Genomic DNA, 19,840 nt, shown 5'->3' on the forward strand with positions numbered 1-19,840 from the left:
ATAAAAACTTAACTAAAGATTGATAGACCATACTGTCATCGTCATCACTACATTATTTAATTCAATATGTAGTTACTGAGACATTTTGGCCGCTATTTTGAAGTGTACAACTCATGAAAAATATTCAAACGACAACGTTGAACCGTACAACGTTGATGTTTCCTTTGGCCTTAGTGCTATTTGAATTTGCGGTTTATATTGGTAATGACCTAATTCAGCCAGCCATGTTGGCAATTACTGAAGATTTTGGTGTAAGTGCAACTTGGGCACCATCTTCGATGTCATTTTATTTATTAGGTGGCGCATCTGTTGCATGGTTACTTGGTCCTTTGTCGGACCGTCTCGGACGTAAAAAAGTACTATTAGCAGGAGTTTTATTCTTTGCTCTATGCTGTTTTTTAATTTTACTGACGACGCAAATCGAGCAATTTCTAGCTTTAAGATTTTTACAGGGTATTGGTTTAACTGTAATTTCAGCCGTTGGTTATGCGGCCATTCAAGAAAGTTTTGCTGAACGTGATGCGATTAAAGTCATGGCACTCATGGCAAATATCTCATTACTTGCACCTTTGCTAGGACCTGTACTTGGCGCTTTCTTAATTGATTATGTGTCATGGCACTGGGGCTTTGTCGCCATCGCAGTATTGGCATTACTTAGTTGGATCGGGTTGAAAAAACAGATGCCAAGCCAGCAAGTCAGTGTAACCAAGCAACCTTTTAGTTATCTTTTTGATGATTTTAAAAAGGTGTTTGCCAACCGCCGTTTTTTAGGTTTAAGTCTCGCATTACCTTTAGTGGGTATGCCTTTAATGCTATGGATTGCTTTATCTCCAATCATTTTAGTAGATGAATTAAAGCTCACCAGTGTGCAATATGGCTTAGCTCAATTCCCCGTATTTTTGGGTTTAATCGTAGGCAACATTGTCTTAATCAAAATTATTGACCGTTTGCCTTTGGGTAAAACAGTCATGATGGGTTTACCGATTATGCTCACTGGTACACTCATTTTAATATTAGGTGTGGTATGGCAAACCTATCTCATACCTTGTTTGCTTACAGGGATGACACTCATCTGTTTTGGTGAGGGAATTAGCTTTTCAGTCTTATATCGCTTTGCACTCATGTCATCTGAGGTATCAAAAGGAACAGTTGCAGCAGCAGTTTCAATGTTACTGATGATGAGCTTCTTTGCAATGATTGAGCTTGTACGTTATCTCTATACACAATTTCATTTATGGGCTTTTGCATTGTCTGCATTTACCTTTATTGCTCTTTGGTTTAGCCAACCGCGAAGTGCTTTGAAGCAGGAAATGCAAGAAAGACTGCAACAAGGCAACAATTAAATAAAAAATACCGGAATTGATATTCCGGTATTTTTTTATTCTACTTAATCTCTTGTTCTAAAAGTTTGTCTTTAAGTGTTAATAGTTCTGGCAAAGTTTCTAGCAATAAACTGATTTGTTTTAACACGAGTGTGTAATTTTCTGAAAAGTGCTCATAAGTAGTTAGGCTTTGAATTTGCGCTAAAGTCTGCTCAAGGAAATTGAAATCAATATAAGCCGGATCAAATAAGCTCTGTTTAAGAATTTGCTGACAATCCAGTAAGAGTTGTAATACCTGTTGATCATCAATTTTTTGTCGTTGGCTTCCTAACGCTGCTACGTAACTCAGTTGGCTGTGGCTATAAACCAAATAACGAAAAGCATAATGGATGAGTTGAGGGTTCGGGTTGGGTTCAGCACTTAGGCTTGAAATCATGTTGGATAGCTCAATCTGAGCGTTATGCGCAGCACGACGAATTCGGCGGTACTCTATATCCTGATTTTTGCCATATTGATATTGCTCAACAATCACATTGAAATAATCTAAGGTCGCTTTGCTGCTTTTATTAATATTATTGGGGATGTTTCGAAAGTTCCAGTCGGGCCAAATAAAGTTTACGGCAAGCCATGCAATAAAGCAGCCTAATAAGGTATCTATCAGTCGAGGCAAAATAATACTGTAGCCAGCGCCTTTTAAGTTGAAAATTAATAGCACCATAAGGGTAGCCATGAGCGTAGCCAAAGCATATTTCTTTTGACGTAAGTAAAAAAAGCAAACTCCACAAATAATTGTAATGATGAGCTGGCCTTCAATACTCGGTACAAAATATAAAATTGGTATTCCTAATAAAACGCCGAGTAAGGTACCAATCGTTCTTAATTTAAGACGGCTTTTAGTCGCAAAATAAGTAATCTGACAGACAAACAAACTGGTGAGTAAAATCCAGTAACCATGCTGCGCAAAGGGTAACAGTGAAATTGCATAACCTGCGGCGAAAACCACAGCAATTCGTATGGCATGCCTAAACAGCGCTGACTGTGGCGTAAGTTGTTGCCGAAGTTTTAAGATAAGATCTGAAAATCCTTGAATATCATCATCAAGTAAATTTAAGTGTTCTTGTCTTGTTTGAGTGTTATTTTCAGGAACAGGTTGGGCATATTGCAGTTGTTCAAACTGTTCATGCATTCCTTTTAAATTATCAAAAATAAGTTTTAAATTTTTAACTTCAAAATTTTGTGGATGTTGTTGTATCCAATCTTTTAAAGAACTTTCCAAATGTCCTAATACTTTCTGACTTTCTTGCGAAGGCTGATATGGCTGGTTATATAAAATACATTGAGCTAAGTCTTGGCATGCTTGTGCTTGTAGACGCAGGTTTTTTTGGAAACGGAAAATAAGATCACTACGGCTAAAATTCTGTTGAATATGTTCGTAATGTAAATAATTTGAAGTGGCTTGCTCGTGAATATCTCGTGCGAAAAAATATAGGTTTAGCCAATAGATACTTTTATTACTGACTCTGGAAGCTTTGAGCCGAGTCAGTAGTGAACTGCGTATTTGATTGAGACTTTGGGCAACTTGCGTATTTTGTAGAGATAACTCATATAAAAGCTGCTCAACATTCTCTTTATTGTCCGGATCAAACAAACGAGCTTTTGCTTGTAGTAGAACAGAGATTTCTTTAAAAATTTGTGAGAGCTTATCTTGTAAGGGAAGTGTCGGTTTAATAATAAAAAATAAAATAGAAGTTAAACCGTACCAGAGAGCGCCATAAACAAAATAAGTAGGTTGTTGATACCAATGTGCATATTCGCCTAAACCGAACATACTATAAATAGAGAGCAAAATAGTACCAAAAGAAATCGTGGCATAACGTTGCCCTAAGGCGCCTAGTAATATGAAAAAAGCGCTTGAGATAGAGAGATATAAAATAAAGAAAATTTTGTAAGGTGCTAAAAAGCCAAGAATACTACTGACTGTAAAAAAGAGCAGGCAGACATAGACCAAATTGCGTAATCGAATACTTAAGCGATCATCAAAGTCTGTTAATGCTGCTGCAATTGCGCCTAAGGTTACGGGAACAATAAGTTGATTATAGCCCAGCCACAGCAAACCTAAAGTTGTGCCAGTAAGTACAATCAGAATTTGCAGGCAATAAATTAAAATAGAGTTTGTCTTAAAGCTATTAAATATTTGGGTCAGATAATTCACGGCTTTTGTTCTAAATTAGAGAATACGTGAGAAAGCAGTATGTAACTTTAAATTTTTATTACTTCAAAAATATTATTCTTTTTATCTACAAAAGTCAGTCATTTTTTAAGATTTTATTAGACTTAAACCAAGTTGTAACGATCAATAAATTAACAAAATTGTGGATATCTTTTTAGATACCCACAATTTGAAAAATACATAAATTATTTAATCACACCACATGCAATTCGTGCTCCACCACCGCCAAGAGGTTGAGGTGAGTCTGAATAATTGTCGCCACCCGCATGGATCATAATCGCTCGACCTTGAATATCAGCAAGTTTCAATCGAGGTGCGATTACGGCAGTTGTCGCAACACCTGTATTATCAACAACTAAAACAGGTAGATCGCCTAAATGGCCAGTGGTTGGAGTACCATGATGAGGGGCTTGGTTCGGGTTATAGTGGCTACCCGCAGCTAAAGCAGCGCCAGGTTTTCCATCTTTTACAGCAGGTGCACAAGAAGCGTTTTCATGAATATGGAAACCACGAGTACCACTTGGTAAGTCAGCAAGAGCAGGGGTAATAATTAAGCCTTTGTCGCTATCTTGAAAGCTAATCGTACCTATTTTTTTGCCAATACCGTTAGCTGTCACTTCATTTACGTCGACCACTTTTTTTGTATGCATTGAGGTTAATGCTTGGGCTGTGTCAGATACAGTTTTAGTTACCGAACTACAGCCAACGGTAAAAAGGGCTGTAAGCGCACAGACTGCGCCAATTTTATTAAACATCTGCATGATTGGATGTCCTTATAAATATATATGATTGTTTGATTCAAACAAACAGAGGTCTGACCTACAAGTTAATTTAAATAGTTAATTTGTATCTAGAAACATTTTTAAATTAAATTACTATGTCACTCTTTATCATTGGACGATTCACTCTCAGAATCATAAATCATAGTCGTTTTTGGCATAGGTTCAGGTTCAATCGTTTCATGTAACCATTCACGCCAAATTGCCAATAAAATAGCCAAAATTACAGGACCAATAAATAATCCAACCAAGCCAAAACTCGCAATACCGCCTAATACACCAAACATAATTAATAAGAATGGAATTTTGGTGGCACCAGAAATGACGAGTGGTCTAATCACATTATCTGAGCTACTAACAATCAGCACACCCCAAACCACAACACCAATTGCTTCCATGGTTTGTCCCTGAGAGAACAACCATAAGCCAACGCCTAAATAAGAAATTGGAGTACCAAATGGAATTAAAGCCAATAAGAAAGTAACAATAGTGAGTACCATAGGGTTTGGTACACCTGCTACGAAGTAACTTAATCCAGCTAAAACAGCTTGAGCAATTGCAGTTAAACCCACACCATAGACTACTGCACGAGTTGTTTCAGAAATTGTATCTAGATAATGATGAATACGAGGGCCAATGACCATTTCTAAAGCTTTACTCACTTGAGATAAAATCATTTGACCATCACGATAGAAGAAAAATAGGCTAAATACTGCAAAGCCAAGTTTGACAATATTTTTACTAATTTCACCAAGCAGCACACGGCCATAACTTAAATGGCTTTGTACCCAAGCTGCGATATTTTGAATCGTACTATTAGGATCGTTATTTAATTCATTGAGTGTACGAGAAATCTCTTTTCCTACAAAGGGAAGATCACGAATAAAATCTGGAACGCTTAAATGACCCGAAAAAACCTGACGTTGTAAATCAAAATATAAGTTACGTCCCTCATGCTGCAAAATAAAAACCGCGCATGTAAAGGGGATACCAACTACCAAAATGACCAGACTAATCATTAGGGTTGCGTTTAAAGTATTACGTGATTCTCCAAAAAAGCGCTGAATTCTTAAATAAATAGGCCAAGTCATATATGCAATGATGGCAGCCCAAAGTACAGGAACAATAAAATATTTCAGGATATTAAATCCTAAAAAAATCAAAATAAAAAACAGCCCAAACAATAAAACGCGCTGTAAATTAGGAGCGTATGGATGCACGAACAATATTTCTCTAATTTTCTACATAGAATAAAGTCATATTAACTGAAAAATAACCTGAGGCAAATTTTAAGGCCGTAATGTAAAGAACCTTATACATCCAGTTTCAAAGGCTAAAATTCCTTTAAAACCACTCAGCTTTATCTTCAATTAACTTGTTTAGCACAGGTTGCCATTGATTTTGGATACTAATAAAGTTCTTTTGCGGTTTATCAAAAATGCTTAAACCTTGCATTGCTAAGCTGCCATAGGCAGTGCGTTCAGCAATCCATGCAACAGGTTCCTGTTCAATTTTTTCAAAGAACTGCTGGATATCTTTTGAGCTTGCACTGTTTGGTTTTACACGGTTAGCAAGAAGCAAAATCTGTACTTTGCCTTTGCGAATACGTTTAATATCTTGTAAATGCTTCAAAAAGCGACGAGTACTGTCTATGTCAAAAAATGAAGGCTGAAGCGGAGTAATAATGGCATGAGCTTCACTAATAAGTTGTTCAGCATGCTCACCTGACAGAGCACCAGGCGCATCAATAATTAAATAGTCCAGATTTTTGGGTGCATCACCAATTGATTTCTCATGACGCCAGTCTAGGCTTTGAATCGTTGCAACGGTATCAGGACGCTGTTTTAACCATTGTAAAGCCGATTTTTGATTGTCCGAATCTGCTAATGCTACTTTATATCCTTTTTGTGCCAATGCTGTTGCCAACGTAATGGCCGTCATGGTTTTTCCGCATCCGCCCTTTTGATTTGCAATAAGTATCGTTTTCATAAATCCAATTATTTTCAGCAGCACATTTGTTTATGTTTTATACCTTAGCATCTTTTTATGTGAAGGAGATGACCACATTTGACAAAAGTTTAAGCTGTTTCGTTATTTTAGATATGATTAGATCTGTAATCTTAATTCGTGCTTTTTAAGGAAAATTTATGTCTGTATGGCTTGCCATGCTTATTGGTGCTGGAATTGGCATTATTATCACTACTCTTATTTTATCAAATACACGTAATGGACGAATTAAGGCTGAATATGAGCAATATATTGCTGAACTTGAACTAGAGCATCAACAAGCGCTTACTCAAGCACAAAAGAGAAGTGTAAATACAAGTCGTGCGGTGTTGAAAGGAAAAATGGCAGAACAATTTGCTCCGGTTTTACCTGAATTTCAGTATTTACCAAGCGATGCAAAATTCATGGGCGATCCGGTGGACTATATTATCTTTGATGGATACACCGATTTTCGCGATGGCGATGGTACGGCAGAAGACATCAATATTATTTTGCTTGATGTAAAAAGTGGAGGAGCTAGACTTACGAAAGGTCAACAGGCAATTGCACAAGCTGTTCAACAAGGTAAGGTTCGTTTTGAAACGTTGAGAATAGATTTCGAAGATTAACAAGCTGTTTAATTCAGCACAAAAATAGACGAAATTGATCTGTATTGTTACTAAATTTCGATATTTTTTTCATCGCTTAAAGCTATTATAAATTGAAGATCTATTCACTTTGATCTAGCAATATTTGAGGTGTAACACGATGAAAAAACAACGTTTGATGATGGGCTTACTCGCCGCGCTTGGCATGAGTTCAACATTTGCATCGACCTCAAGTGAATATAATATTGCCAATGGTTTGAGCCCGATAGAAAAAGATCAATCTATTTCTGTATTACAACCTTTTCAAGGCAATTTTAGAATCTTGGGTTCAAAAGTTTATCAAAATGATGAACAAGCTAAATTTTCTCCTATCGACTATGCAGTAAGTTGGGGATTGTTTGCACAGCCTGAAATCGCACGTCATATTTCAGTGAAACAATATGACCGTTATTTAAACTGGAAAATTCCTAAATTACCTGTTCCAGCAGAGCAAGCAATGCAAATGGTGTCTAACATGCACATCATTCCTGCAAACCCTGAGATTGCTCAGCAGATTAAACAGGTTAAACGTGGTGATTTAGTTTATCTAAAAGGTGACCTTGTCGAGATTAAGGACAAAAATTTGGTCTGGAAATCTTCACTTACGCCGACTGATACTGGTGATGGTGCATGTGAGTTATTCCGCGTTCAGGCAATTCATTGGGTTGAAAAGCAAAATATATAATTTAAAAAAAAAGCCTTCATAAGTTTGAAGGCTTTTTTATAACCACTACATTGCTTATTTCTGTTGCGATGCTTTCCAATATTTTAATTGATTTTGTGCTTGTAAATAGTCGGCAAGATCATTGATCTGTTCATCTTTATTGGCTTGCTTATCACTCAAGTGTTTTTCTTGGTTTTCCCAATATTGATAAAGTAGTCCCTGAATGTAACGGCCCTGCTCAGTTTTTAGATCTAAATCTTTTAACATGGTTAGAGCAGAGCGCACATTATCGAGAGTACGCTGTTGCTCAAACTCTGTAGTGAGGGTTCCAGCTTCATGCATTTTTGCTAATTCACTTTCCATCTCGTCACTCATTTCTGTAAAGCGACGGTCATAATCCTCTAACAGCGCAATATCGTGCGCATCATCAGCAGTGGCAGGGAACGTCTTAACAGGTCTTTCATTCAGTTTTTCTAAAACCTGATCGGTAGATGAGGTGGCAGAAGGTTGCTCCGTCTTAGCAGGCTCATCCGCTTTTTTACAAGCAGTCAGAAATAGGCTAGAGCAAAGCAAAGACATTAATATGATTTGAGGTGTTTTCTTCATAACTTTCAACCAAACCTATTCACTAATTATTTAATGGGTAACGTACTTTTCTGAAAGTGATATGCATACGTAATATATGGAAAATCAATCTGATCTTGAGGACCTAATCCCGTAAAATCATAAACAATTTTTTCAAACTGTGCTTTGAGTTGTAATTGATCTTTTTCAGTCATTGCAGCAATAAAACTCGTAGAGAGTAAACGTTTACTCACGACTTGTTCGACAGAACCATATTGTGACTGTGTAAATGTTTGTAGGCTATCAAATAAAAATAAATCTTGTTGTTCAAATACGCGTTTCCACTTTTCACTATGATAACGAGGTGTATCACCTTCAAGAGGGAGTAGGAAGTCAGCTAAAGCCTTGACCCAATCTGTACGTTCGTCACGTTGATTCCAAACTAGCCCTAAATGTCCTTTTAGTTTTAATACTCTATGCATTTCTGTTAGGGTATCGAGATTGTCAAACCAGTGAAAAGATTGCGCACAAATAATGGCATCAATTTTATGGTCTGCTACAGGAATTGAATTACTAAAAGCCTGTAATGTTTTGATATCAGGATAAACTTGTTGAAGCTGCTGTAACATCTCGCCAATTGGCTCAACTGCAATAACATCAGCATGTGTTTGTTTTAAGTAGGGTAAGAATTTGCCAGTACCCGATCCAAGATCAATAACAGTAGATTTTTCCTGTATTTGTAGGCAATTTTGCAGCCAACTTACTATTTCTGCGGGATAATTAGGTCTAACTTGCTGATATAGTTCAGCAGCTGAGCTGAAGCCTTTTTGAGCGGCAGGATGTAAGGATTGTGTCATATTTTGCGCTTTTTAATCTGACTGGCATCTATAAAATAAGATACTCCGCAATCATAAATTGGCAAAACACCTATTTTGTTTCATTTTTGACGTTGTATGTGGGAGTAAATTTTCTTTCGGTGTGAGCATGGATAAGCAAATTATTTTTGAAGACGAACACATTAGAGCCATTTTTTTACCAGGCAATTCTAATACATTGGTTCTCTCTTTTGGCGATTTGATTACCCGAGCGAGTGGCTTATCTATCAATGCTGAAAAGTCTCTAATTAAATACCAATATAATGTTATTGGGGTAATGCCAAAACAAAAATCATGGTTTCCTCAAGCAAGCATGATTGAGCTGGCAAAAGCGATTTCGCCTATTTTAGAAGGCTTTAAAAATATTGTGGGTTATGGCGGTTCAATGGGCGGCTATGCGGCAATCAAATATTCTAATTTATTGAATATGAACCGTGTGATTGCATTTGTGCCTCAATATTCAATTGACCCTGAACACGTTGAAGACCGACGCTATGCTGAGTTTTTTGATTCGGTAGCAAACAAGGACATGGAGATTCAGCCGCAAGATGTTGATGCAGCGCGTGAATACGTCATTGTTTATGACCCATATTTCTCGATTGACCGTGAACATTACTTAAAAATAAAAGAGCTGTTACCAAGCTTACATACGATTCATTTGCCATTTACTGGTCATGAAGCATTGTCTGTATTGGCTAGTTCAAGTTTATTACATGATTTTATTGAACATGATTTCGATGAAATCTATTTTTATCAGCAAGTTCGTAAGGTCAAAAAACAAAGTAAGTTTTACTTCCGTAATGTACTTGCGCATGTTCTTACCCAACATGATGAAATGTTGTTAAAAATATTACGCCAAAATGATTTTCAGCTAGATGAACGTTATTTTGATAACCCACTTAAACAGGCTATTACACGTAGTCTGATAAAAACAAATCAAGCAACTGAGTTGGACTTTCAAAAGCTCGGTATTAAAGTACAAAGAATTCAAGAAGATGCAAATTACAAAGAAGGCTTGCAGACTAGCTTTGGTTTAATTTTGGTATTCAACCTCATCAACTCAAAATTTGAAAGTTACACGGTAGACACTCTACTGGCGAATAAATCTTATTTGGTTCCAATTGTGGCTGAGCAAACTGGTGTAGTACATATTGAATTAAATAATGAAATTTATTTGTTAGCGATGAATGATCGCAAAGTCATTAAATTGTTCAAGAGTGAAGAGCCTTTAACATCGGATATGAGTCCTTTTCTAATCAAAAAATATTCCGACTGCTTTGCGATTAGCTATAAGCAACTAAATTTATCTTGTGATGAACAAGGGCTGTGTGAATTTACGGAAGGTTCAATTCAACCTACAGAACAGTTGACTACCATCAGCTATTAAAACTTTATAGTGTTTAAATAAAGCTCAGACCTTTAGGTTTGGGCTTTATTTTTTGCTTAAAAAATATTTTTTTATAAACTTATTTGTATATTATTTTAAAATTCATTATTTAAATAAATAGTAGGTTTATTATATGGTGATCTGCTGTATTTAAAGTAGGCATAACTAGTAATATATAAATATTATATTTAAAAATAAATGTGTTTTCCTAATACATAAATTATAGAAATAATATAAGATTAATTAAAATACAGTTATAGCTATAAAAAAATATAAATAAATGTTTTTACTATATATTTTATTTTGACTTGAAGAGCTTGGTTAAAATAAGTTCACTATTCAAAGATAATTGCATATTTATTTTTTTCTCCTAAAATGATTTTTTACTAAATTGTCGTTACAGTTTTTTATATGCAATCATTAAATTATCGGAATAATGATGCATCGCAACATGGAAGTTCTGCACCTTTGAAACGAGCAATGAGTACTCGACATTTGGTGATGATCTCCCTTGGCGGTGCCATAGGTACAGGTCTTTTTTTAGGGTCTGGTGATGTAATTTCCCAAGCAGGCCCAATTGGCGCAATTATTTCTTATTTTTTGGGCGGTTTAATTGCCTATACCGTGATGTTATGCCTTGGTGAACTTGCGGTTCATGTGCCGGAATCAGGTTCTTTTGGGGAGTATGCGCGTCGTTATATTGGTCCGGGTACAGGCTATATGATTACTTGGCTCTATTGGTTAACTTGGACTGCAACTTTAGGAACTGAGTTTACCGCTGCGGCTTTATTGGTGCAGGAGTGGTTTCCATCTACCTCGGTATGGGCTTGGACTCTTTTTTTTGGAGCCTTAGTTTTTTTCCTTAATATTAGTTCAACTCGATTATTTGCCGAATCTGAATTCTGGTTGGCCCTCGTCAAAGTTATTACAATCATCTGTTTTATTGGTTTAGGTCTACTGGCAATTTTTGGCTTTATTCCTTACCAAGGACATGAAACAGCGCCATTATTTAGTAACCTGACTGCTCACGGTTGGTTCCCAAACGGTCTCTTCCCAATTTTTGCTACTATGCTGATTGTTAACTTTGCTTTTTCGGGCACAGAATTAATTGGAGTAGCGGCGGGGGAAGCTGAGAATCCAGCACAGACAGTTCCTAAAGCAATCAATGCGGCTATTTGGCGTTTACTGATTTTCTTTGTTGGTACAATTGTGGTGATTAGTTCATTACTGCCGTTCCAGCTTGCAGGCCTTAGTGCAAATGAAGTAAGTAATAGTCCTTTTGTGACGGTATTTAACTATATTGGTATTCCATACGCAGAAGACATTATTCGCTTTGTAATTATTACGGCTTTACTATCTGCTGCAAATTCTGGTTTGTTTGCTGCTTCACGTATGATGTGGTCGCTTTCGGCAAAAAATCAATTACCAAAAATATTTTCTAAATTAACTCCTTCTGGAACACCGATTGTTGCCATTACTGTAACTATGTTTGGTGCAATTCCTGGATTGCTTTCAGAACAATTCGCGCCAGAAACAATTTTTAAGAATTTGTTGGGCGTTGCAGCTTTTACAATGGTTGTGGTTTGGATTGCGATTTGCGTTTCACAGTTTAACTTCCGTAGACAGTGGTATAAGTCGGGTAAAACAGCAAAAGATTTACGCTTCGCGGCACCTCTTTTCCCTCTTACTCCAATTGTAGGTGGGCTGTTCTGTATCGTTACCTGTATCAGTATGGTGTTTGACCCATCTATGCAAGTTGGTTTTATCTGCTGCATTATTTTTATCATTTTATGCTATGCAAGCTACTTCATTTTTTATCGAAAGAAAGATCTAGTGTAAAGCTAAGCTTTTTAGTCGAAAAATGTGTTTTTAAAGGTCCCGAAAGGGGCCTTTTTTGTGCCTTAAAGGAACTGCAAAAGAAAGAATTTCTGTATTTTTTTTAAAAATGAAGTTTTATTTTTAATCATGAAAACAAATATTGTTTTATAAAATTACCATTTATCGGATTCTTATTAATATTTATTTATTATTAATAGTTGATTAAGTCTATGTTTAGCTTGGTTATTTGATAAAGAGGTTTTTTGGATTTTATGAAATATGAATTAGAAATGGACTTATTATAGATTTAATGTAGAGAGAGTATAATTTTTTGACAAATTTATGAAGGTGATTAATTTTTAAGTTATTGTTATTTATAATTTTAATTTGGTATATTTTTTTAAATTATGATTTTATGTTTTCTATAAATTTTTTTTATTAAAGTTAAGCTTTTTTTAATATTTGTTGTTTTTTTATTATAAAGATTAGTGCGATTTGATTATTTTTTCTCTGCTTATTTATTTTAAAATGTTCTAAATGAGTGTGCTCTATGCTATATTTATTGGAAGATTTTATAGCTATGTTCCGGCTTAATTTTAAGCGGTATGTGTAGAGATAATTAATCTGTAGCATTATTGAACAATGTTTATTTTTAAAAAGACTAATGGAGGGATCTATCGATTAGTCAAAATAATTTTTATGGACACATGATTTTTTTATAAATCATCGTTCTTTTTAACTCCCAAACGGTTATGCCATTTCTTTTGTATTTATATTTCAGCCGACTGGATTAAGTGGGTTGTGGTTAAACTTTGCTTTTATAAAGATAGCTTTATAAACAGTAAGTTACATGAAAGAAAGCTTGTAAAAGATATCGATATATAAAAGTAGATCATACTTTTAGTATCAACAAATGGAATTTAAAAAATCTAATGCTTTAGAAGAGCAGAAGGTTTAGTAAATAAACTAACACTTTGTTATTGCAAGGTTTTAGTTGCTGAATAATAAAGACTACGGATTTATCAAATCTGAGTCTATGAAGGTATATAGGAAAAAAGATGTCAGATCTTTCATACGTAAACGAACACAGCGATGCATGGCAAACTTACTTGGCACAAATTGACCGTGTAGCGCCATATTTAGAACACTTAGCTGATTATATCGATACTTTAAAACGTCCTAAGCGTGCGCTTATTGTTGACGTGCCAATCGTGATGGATGACGGTTCGATCCAGCACTTTGAAGGTTACCGTGTACAACACAACTTGTCTCGTGGTCCGGGTAAAGGCGGTGTTCGTTACCATCCAAATGTTGATTTGAATGAAGTAATGGCGCTGTCTGCATGGATGACAATTAAAACTGCTGTTTTGAACTTGCCATTTGGCGGTGCAAAAGGTGGTATCCGTGTTGATCCACGTAAATTATCAACTCGTGAATTAGAGCGTTTAACTCGCCGTTATACGACTGAAATTGGTCATATTATTGGGCCTCAAAAAGATATTCCTGCTCCAGACGTTGGTACGAATGCCAATATCATGGGGTGGATGATGGATACTTATTCTACTAGCCAAGGTCACACGGTAACTGGTGTTGTAACTGGTAAACCAGTTCACTTAGGCGGTTCTTTAGGTCGTGTGAAAGCAACTGGTCGTGGCGTATTCGTTACAGGTCGTGAAGTAGCAGCAAAAATCAATTTACCAATTGAAGGCGCGAAAATCGCTGTTCAAGGTTTTGGTAACGTAGGTAGTGAAGCTGCTTTCTTGTTTGTTGAATCAAAAGCAAAAATCACTCACGTTCAAGACCACACTGGCACAATTTTCAATGCTGACGGTATTGATCTTGTTGCATTACGTGAACACGTAAATGCAAACCAAGGTGGTGTTGGTGGTTTCGCTGGCGCGCAAGCAATTGCTGATGAAGATTTCTGGACTGCAGATGTAGACATCATTATTCCTGCTGCGTTAGAAGGTCAAATCACAGTTGAACGTGCTCAAAAACTTAAAGCTAAGTTGATTTTAGAAGGCGCGAACGGCCCGACTTATCCTAAAGCTGAAGATATTTTAGTTGAGCGTGGCATTGTTGTGGTTCCTGACGTGGTATGTAACGCCGGCGGTGTAACTGTAAGTTACTTCGAATGGGTTCAAGACATGGCGAGCTACTTCTGGACCGAAGAAGAAATCAACGAGCGTTTAGATAAGTTGATGGTTCAAGCTATGCATGACGTTTGGAATACAGCAAACAGCAACGCTTGTACTTTACGTACAGCAGCTTACATCTTGGCATGTGAGCGTATTTTAAAAGCTCGTAAAGAACGCGGTATTTTCCCAGGCTAATCTGCGGAAATTACTTTAGAAAAAGTGGTTTGAGCAAATATAAAGGATGTTATAGGGTTTATTTGCTCATTCCCTTTTTCTGAATTATTCAAATTTAAGTGTTATCGAATATATTAAATAAATACTGAGGTAAGCATGGAACAGCCAATTTCTGTAACTCGAAGCAACTTTAACGACTGGATGGTTCCAGTTTTTGCACCGGCAAATTTCATTCCGGTACGTGGCGAAGGTTCACGTATTTGGGATCAAGAAAATAAAGAATATATCGATTTTGCAGGCGGGATTGCAGTAAACGCATTAGGTCATGCGCATCCAGTGGCAGTAAATGCTTTAACAGAACAAGCAACAAAACTTTGGCATGTAGGCAATGGTTATACAAATGAACCCGTTCTACGCCTTGCAAAACAACTCACTGAAAATACATTTGCAGATAAAGTATTCTTCTGTAACTCAGGTGCAGAAGCGAATGAAGCGGCATTAAAACTAGCTCGTAAAGTTGGTCTAGACAGCGGTGTTGCTGGCAAAAGTGGTATTGTGGCATTTAACAATGCGTTCCACGGCCGTACCTTATTTACCGTTTCGGCGGGTGGTCAACCTAAATATTCACAAGACTTTGCACCTCTTCCAAATGGTATCAACCATGTTGCCTTTAATGATTTAGAAGCTGCAAAAGCGGTCATTAATGAACAAACTTGTGCCGTGATTGTTGAGCCAATCCAAGGTGAAGGCGGTGTTATTCCTGCTGACATCGAATTTTTAAAAGGCTTAAGAGCACTGTGTGATGAGTTCGGTGCCTTACTTATTTTTGATGAAGTACAAACTGGTGTTGGCCGTACAGGTGCACTTTATGCCTACATGAACTCTGGTGTTATTCCAGATGTGTTAACGACTGCAAAAGCACTAGGTGGTGGTTTTCCAGTAGGCGCAATGCTAACAACTGATAAGTTTGCTCCGCATTTTTCTGTCGGTACACATGGTACGACTTATGGTGGTAACCCGTTAGCAAGTGCGGTTGCAGGCGCAGTATTTGAGTTTATTAATACGCCTGAAGTACTTGAAGGTGTAAAACATCGTCATCAATATTTCCTAGATGCATTAAATAAATTAAATACTGAGTACTCGATTTTTGAAGAAATTCGTGGTCAAGGCTTACTCATTGGTTGTGTATTAAAAGCTGAGTATGCAGGGAAAGCGAAAGACATTACGACTTGGGCGGGCGAAGAAGGTTTACTTGCTTTAATCGCGGGACCAAACGTAGTTCGTTTTACACCGTCTCTAATTATTCCTGAACAAGATATTGATGAAGGAATTGCTCGTTTAAAACGCGCATTGGCAAAGTTGGCTAAATAAAAAAAGGAAAGCTAGCCATGATGATCGTCCGTCATGCCGAGTTTCGAGACCTTGAAGATATTTATAAATTAGCAGGTAAGTCGGGTGTAGGCCTGACTTCCTTGCCGCAAAATATGGATACACTTTCGGCTCGAATTTCACGTACTCGCAATACTTTAAATGGCAATGTCCATAAAAGTGAACAAGGTTATTTATTTGTTCTTGAAGATACAGAAGCTCAACGTGTTATTGGATTAAGTGCAATTGAAGTTGCTGTAGGGCTCATTGAACCTTGGTACAACTTTCATGTTGGTACTCAAGTACACGCTTCAAAAGCATTAAATGTCTATAAGTCATTACCTACTTTATTTTTAAGTAATGACAGAACAGGTAGTAGTGAACTCTGTACACTATTTTTGGATCCAGAGCGTCGTGAAAACCAAAACGGTAAATTCTTATCGAAAATCCGTTTTATGTTTATCGCTGCCTTTAAGCAATATTTCGAGAAAAAGTTAATTGCTGAAATGCGTGGTTTCTCAGACGAAAATGGATGTTCTCCATTTTGGGATGCGATTGGTCACCATTTCTTTAATATGGATTTTTCAACAGCAGACTATTTGAGTGGAATTGGGCAAAAAGTATTTATTGCAGAGCTTATGCCACGTTTCCCAGTCTATGTAGATCTCTTGCCAAAAGATGCGCAAGAGGTAATTGGAAAAATGCATCCACAAACTTTACCTGCTTATCATGTGCTTGAGTCGGAAGGCTTACGCTATCAAGGATATGTCGATATTTTTGATGCTGGTCCAACTATTGAAGCCAATATTGATGAATTGCGAGCAGTAAAAGAAAGTCAGTTACTAAACGTCAAAATTATAAGTGAAGCTGCGGTCGGTAAGACCCAATATCTCATTGCTAATGATAATTATCATGACTATAAGGCAATGCTGTTAAAGCTTGATCTTGTTGATAACACAATAAATTTAACACATGAACAAGCTGAAAAACTCGGTGTACAAGAAGGTCACGTTGTTCGTGTGTTATCACTAAATCCAATGGAAGTATCCTGATGTCAAACTCTTTATTTATAAACGGTGTCTGGTTACAAGGCAGCGGCGCAACATTTGAGAAAACAAATCCTGTTGATAACCAAACTGTATGGTCAGGTGCCGAGGCTACTGCTACTGATGTAGAACAAGCTTGTCAGGCAGCGCGTACTGCGTTTCCAGCTTGGGCGCGTTTACCACTTGCAGAGCGTGTAGCGATTGTTGAAAAATTTGCCGCTTTGCTTGAAGAAAATAAAAAGCATTTAGCAGAAGTTATTAGCCAAGAAACCAGTAAGCCATTTTGGGAAACATTAACTGAAGTTCAATCAATGATTGGCAAAGTTGCGATTTCGATTCGTGCTTACCACCAGCGTACAGGCGAAAGCTCAACTGAAATGGCCGATGGTGTAGCATCTTTACGTCATCGTCCGCATGGTGTGCTTGCAGTTTTTGGCCCATATAACTTCCCGGGCCATCTACCAAATGGGCATATTGTTCCTGCATTGCTTGCTGGCAACACAGTTGTATTTAAACCAAGTGAATTAACGCCTTGGACTGCTGAAGAAACTGTAAAACTTTGGCAGCAAGCTGGTCTGCCAAATGGTGTAATGAACTTGGTGCAAGGTGGTCGTACCACGGGCGAAGCATTAGCTGCCTCACATGAAATTGATGGTTTATTGTTTACCGGAAGTGCAAACACTGGTTATCACTTGCATAAGCAAATGGCGGGTGCACCTGAAAAAATTCTTGCGCTTGAAATGGGTGGCAATAATGCATTGATTATTGATGAAATTATCGATGTCGATGCAGTAGTTAATCTTGCTATTCAATCTGCTTTTGTTTCGGCAGGTCAGCGTTGTACATGTGCACGCCGTATCTTGGTAAAAAATGGTGCTGAAGGTGATGCATTCATTCAACGTTTTGTTGAAGTTGCTAAAAACCTAAAAGTTGGCCGTTGGAACGACGAACAACAACCATTTATGGGTGGCGTTATCTCATCGGTTGCTGCAACAAACATGATGCATGCTCAGCAAAAATTACTTGAGCTGGGTGCAAAAAGTTTATTAGCAATGACGCGTCCTCAAGAAGACAGCTCGCTACTTACTCCGGGTATTGTTGATGTCACAGGCGTGAAAGATATTCCAGATGAAGAATATTTTGGCCCGCTTACCACCATTCAACGTTATGACAACTTTGATGAAGCATTAAAAATTGCTAACGCAACTCGTTTTGGCTTGTCGGTTGGTTTGGTTTCACCAAAACGTGAACTGTTTGATGACTTACTCATTGAAGCACGTGCCGGTATTGTGAATTGGAATAAGCCATTAACTGGGGCTTCAAGTGCCGCACCATTTGGTGGTGTAGGGGCGTCAGGTAATCACCGCGCGAGTGCTTTTTACGCTGCTGACTATTGTGCTTGGCCAATGGCATCACTTGAAAGTGATAGCTTAACCTTACCAGAAAAATTATCTCCAGGGATTGTGTTGCCTTAAACACTAGGGAAAGAAAAAATGAAAGGATATGAAGTAAATTTCGATGGTTTAGTTGGACCAACACATCACTACGCGGGTTTGTCGTTTGGTAATGAAGCATCGACAAAAAACCGTAATAATACCTCGAATCCAAAATTAGCAGCTAAACAAGGTTTGCTAAAGATGAAAGCTTTGGCTGACATGGGAATGAAACAAGGTGTACTTGCTCCGCATGAGCGTCCACATGTTCCAATGTTACGCCGTTTAGGTTTTACAGGTGATGACATTAGCGTTGTTGCTCAAGCAATGCGTCATTCACCTGAACTATTATCATCTTTAAGTTCAGCTTCTCCAATGTGGACTGCCAATGCGGCTACCGTTTCACCTTCGGCAGATAGTCAAGATGAGCGTGTGCATTTCACAGCAGCGAACTTGAACAATAAGTTTCACCGTTCAATTGAAGCTGAAACTACAAGCCAAGTTTTACAAGCGATCTTTAAAAATGAACGCCACTTTGTACACCACGAAGCATTGCCACAAGTGGCTTTGTTTGGTGACGAAGGTGCAGCCAATCACAACCGCTTAGGGGGTGATTATGCTAAGCGCGGTGTTCAGGTGTTTGTTTATGGTCAACAACATTTAAATAATGGCTTGCCGGGACCAAAACGTTATCCTGCTCGTCAAACGCGCGAGGCAAGTGAAGCTATTGCACGTTTGCACTGTTTAGATGATGCGCATACCGTTTTTGTTCAGCAAAATCCAGATGTAATTGATCAGGGCGTTTTCCATAACGATGTGATCGCGGTAAGTAACCAACAGGTTTTATTCCACCATCAACATGCCTTTTTAAATCAAGATCAGGCCTTTGCTGAAATTCGACAAAAAATGGCAAGCATCGGTGAAGATTTTATTTCAATTGAAGTCCCTGAAAACCGTGTTACCGTTGACGATGCCGTAGCAACCTATTTATTTAATAGCCAAATTTTGACTCGTCCAGATGGTGGAATGACTATTGTTGTACCAGAAGAGTCTCGTCAAAATGCAGCAGTCTGGGGCTATTTGAATGACATGATTCAAATGGGCACACCAATTGATGCTATTCAGGTATATGACTTACGTGAAAGTATGCGTAACGGTGGTGGTCCAGCTTGTCTACGTTTACGTGTAGCTTTAAACGAAACTGAGTTAAATGCCGTAAATCCAAAAGTACTGATGAATGATCAGTTGTTTGGCACACTCAATCAATGGGTTGATAAACATTATCGTGATCGTTTAGCACAAGAAGATTTGGCTGATCCGCACCTACTCATGGAAAGCCGTATGGCGCTTGATGAACTAACCAAAATTTTAGGTTTGGGTTCGGTTTATCCTTTCCAAAAATAATGAGG

Annotated in this window: 16 protein-coding genes; 10 read left to right on the forward strand and 6 right to left on the reverse strand. The window is 37.6% G+C overall.

Annotated elements, in window-relative coordinates; genetic code table 11:
- Positions 1–113 precede the first annotated feature (113 nt).
- Positions 114–1,343 (forward strand): MFS transporter, encoded by a 1,230-nt coding sequence (locus H7R46_RS01780; protein WP_005067162.1) that lies wholly within the window; start codon positions 114–116, stop codon positions 1,341–1,343.
- A gap of 40 nt (positions 1,344–1,383) precedes the next feature.
- Here the strand turns inward: H7R46_RS01780 and yccS are convergent, their stop codons facing one another.
- The 4 genes from yccS to H7R46_RS01800 form a co-directional block, all read right to left on the reverse strand.
- Complete coding sequence (yccS, locus tag H7R46_RS01785) at positions 1,384–3,534, reverse strand: YccS family putative transporter (RefSeq protein WP_005067165.1); 2,151 nt, start codon at positions 3,532–3,534, stop codon at positions 1,384–1,386.
- A 203-nt stretch (positions 3,535–3,737) separates the two neighbouring features.
- Entirely contained in the window at positions 3,738–4,307 is a 570-nt protein-coding gene (gene sodC, locus H7R46_RS01790; protein WP_075383285.1) for a superoxide dismutase family protein, read from the reverse strand.
- A gap of 125 nt (positions 4,308–4,432) precedes the next feature.
- Positions 4,433–5,551: an AI-2E family transporter gene (locus H7R46_RS01795; RefSeq protein ID WP_005067168.1), complete on the reverse strand. Its 1,119-nt coding sequence runs from the start codon at positions 5,549–5,551 to the stop codon at positions 4,433–4,435.
- A gap of 124 nt (positions 5,552–5,675) precedes the next feature.
- Positions 5,676–6,320 carry a ParA family protein gene (locus tag H7R46_RS01800; RefSeq protein ID WP_005804567.1) on the reverse strand — a complete coding sequence of 215 codons (645 nt, stop codon included), beginning with the start codon at positions 6,318–6,320 and terminating at the stop codon, positions 5,676–5,678.
- A 158-nt stretch (positions 6,321–6,478) separates the two neighbouring features.
- On the opposite strand from H7R46_RS01800, the gene H7R46_RS01805 reads away from it, so the two are divergent.
- Positions 6,479–6,946, forward strand: coding sequence for a Holliday junction resolvase-like protein (locus H7R46_RS01805; RefSeq protein ID WP_002116954.1), 468 nt, complete (start codon positions 6,479–6,481; stop codon positions 6,944–6,946).
- Positions 6,947–7,085: 139 nt separating this feature from the next.
- Positions 7,086–7,649 (forward strand): hypothetical protein, encoded by a 564-nt coding sequence (locus H7R46_RS01810; RefSeq protein WP_005067171.1) that lies wholly within the window; start codon positions 7,086–7,088, stop codon positions 7,647–7,649.
- A 54-nt stretch (positions 7,650–7,703) separates the two neighbouring features.
- On the opposite strand, the gene H7R46_RS01815 is transcribed toward H7R46_RS01810, so the two are convergent.
- Positions 7,704–8,234 carry a hypothetical protein gene (locus tag H7R46_RS01815; RefSeq protein ID WP_005067173.1) on the reverse strand — a complete coding sequence of 177 codons (531 nt, stop codon included), beginning with the start codon at positions 8,232–8,234 and terminating at the stop codon, positions 7,704–7,706.
- Positions 8,235–8,260: 26 nt separating this feature from the next.
- Positions 8,261–9,049, reverse strand: a complete 789-nt coding sequence (locus H7R46_RS01820) for a class I SAM-dependent methyltransferase (RefSeq protein ID WP_005067175.1) — start codon at positions 9,047–9,049, stop codon at positions 8,261–8,263.
- 127 nt (positions 9,050–9,176) lie between these two features.
- On the opposite strand from H7R46_RS01820, the gene H7R46_RS01825 reads away from it, so the two are divergent.
- From H7R46_RS01825 to astB, 7 genes are all read left to right on the forward strand, one after another.
- Positions 9,177–10,454: a hypothetical protein gene (locus H7R46_RS01825; protein WP_005067178.1), complete on the forward strand. Its 1,278-nt coding sequence runs from the start codon at positions 9,177–9,179 to the stop codon at positions 10,452–10,454.
- Positions 10,455–10,865: 411 nt separating this feature from the next.
- Entirely contained in the window at positions 10,866–12,293 is a 1,428-nt protein-coding gene (locus H7R46_RS01830; protein ID WP_005067179.1) for an amino acid permease, read from the forward strand.
- 1,037 nt (positions 12,294–13,330) lie between these two features.
- A complete protein-coding gene (locus H7R46_RS01835; RefSeq protein WP_005067181.1) occupies positions 13,331–14,605 on the forward strand; it encodes a Glu/Leu/Phe/Val family dehydrogenase in 1,275 nt (424 codons plus the stop codon).
- Positions 14,606–14,740: 135 nt separating this feature from the next.
- Entirely contained in the window at positions 14,741–15,955 is a 1,215-nt protein-coding gene (locus H7R46_RS01840; RefSeq protein WP_005067183.1) for an aspartate aminotransferase family protein, read from the forward strand.
- 17 nt (positions 15,956–15,972) lie between these two features.
- Complete coding sequence (astA, locus tag H7R46_RS01845; protein WP_005067185.1) at positions 15,973–17,004, forward strand: arginine N-succinyltransferase; 1,032 nt, start codon at positions 15,973–15,975, stop codon at positions 17,002–17,004.
- Positions 17,004–18,473, forward strand: a complete 1,470-nt coding sequence (astD, locus tag H7R46_RS01850; protein ID WP_005067186.1) for a succinylglutamate-semialdehyde dehydrogenase — start codon at positions 17,004–17,006, stop codon at positions 18,471–18,473. Before astA ends, astD begins: the two co-directional genes overlap by 1 nt.
- A gap of 18 nt (positions 18,474–18,491) precedes the next feature.
- A complete protein-coding gene (astB, locus tag H7R46_RS01855) occupies positions 18,492–19,835 on the forward strand; it encodes an N-succinylarginine dihydrolase (protein ID WP_005067188.1) in 1,344 nt (447 codons plus the stop codon).
- Positions 19,836–19,840: the final 5 nt, after the last annotated feature.

The sequence above is a fragment of the Acinetobacter sp. BEC1-S18-ESBL-01 genome, from assembly GCF_014169935.1.
Taxonomy (GTDB): domain Bacteria; phylum Pseudomonadota; class Gammaproteobacteria; order Pseudomonadales; family Moraxellaceae; genus Acinetobacter; species Acinetobacter pittii.

What these genes read in the sequence shown, in the direction of transcription:
- H7R46_RS01780 (WP_005067162.1), top strand. Translation starts at nt 114, where the DNA reads ATGAAAAATATTCAAACGACAACGTTGAACCGTACAACGTTGATGTTT.
- sodC (WP_075383285.1), bottom strand. Translation starts at nt 4,307, where the DNA reads ATGTTTAATAAAATTGGCGCAGTCTGTGCGCTTACAGCCCTTTTTACC.
- H7R46_RS01800 (WP_005804567.1), bottom strand. Translation starts at nt 6,320, where the DNA reads ATGAAAACGATACTTATTGCAAATCAAAAGGGCGGATGCGGAAAAACC.
- H7R46_RS01805 (WP_002116954.1), top strand. Translation starts at nt 6,479, where the DNA reads ATGTCTGTATGGCTTGCCATGCTTATTGGTGCTGGAATTGGCATTATT.
- H7R46_RS01810 (WP_005067171.1), top strand. Translation starts at nt 7,086, where the DNA reads ATGAAAAAACAACGTTTGATGATGGGCTTACTCGCCGCGCTTGGCATG.
- H7R46_RS01815 (WP_005067173.1), bottom strand. Translation starts at nt 8,234, where the DNA reads ATGAAGAAAACACCTCAAATCATATTAATGTCTTTGCTTTGCTCTAGC.
- H7R46_RS01820 (WP_005067175.1), bottom strand. Translation starts at nt 9,049, where the DNA reads ATGACACAATCCTTACATCCTGCCGCTCAAAAAGGCTTCAGCTCAGCT.
- H7R46_RS01825 (WP_005067178.1), top strand. Translation starts at nt 9,177, where the DNA reads ATGGATAAGCAAATTATTTTTGAAGACGAACACATTAGAGCCATTTTT.
- H7R46_RS01830 (WP_005067179.1), top strand. Translation starts at nt 10,866, where the DNA reads ATGCAATCATTAAATTATCGGAATAATGATGCATCGCAACATGGAAGT.
- H7R46_RS01835 (WP_005067181.1), top strand. Translation starts at nt 13,331, where the DNA reads ATGTCAGATCTTTCATACGTAAACGAACACAGCGATGCATGGCAAACT.
- H7R46_RS01840 (WP_005067183.1), top strand. Translation starts at nt 14,741, where the DNA reads ATGGAACAGCCAATTTCTGTAACTCGAAGCAACTTTAACGACTGGATG.
- astA (WP_005067185.1), top strand. Translation starts at nt 15,973, where the DNA reads ATGATGATCGTCCGTCATGCCGAGTTTCGAGACCTTGAAGATATTTAT.
- astD (WP_005067186.1), top strand. Translation starts at nt 17,004, where the DNA reads ATGTCAAACTCTTTATTTATAAACGGTGTCTGGTTACAAGGCAGCGGC.
- astB (WP_005067188.1), top strand. Translation starts at nt 18,492, where the DNA reads ATGAAAGGATATGAAGTAAATTTCGATGGTTTAGTTGGACCAACACAT.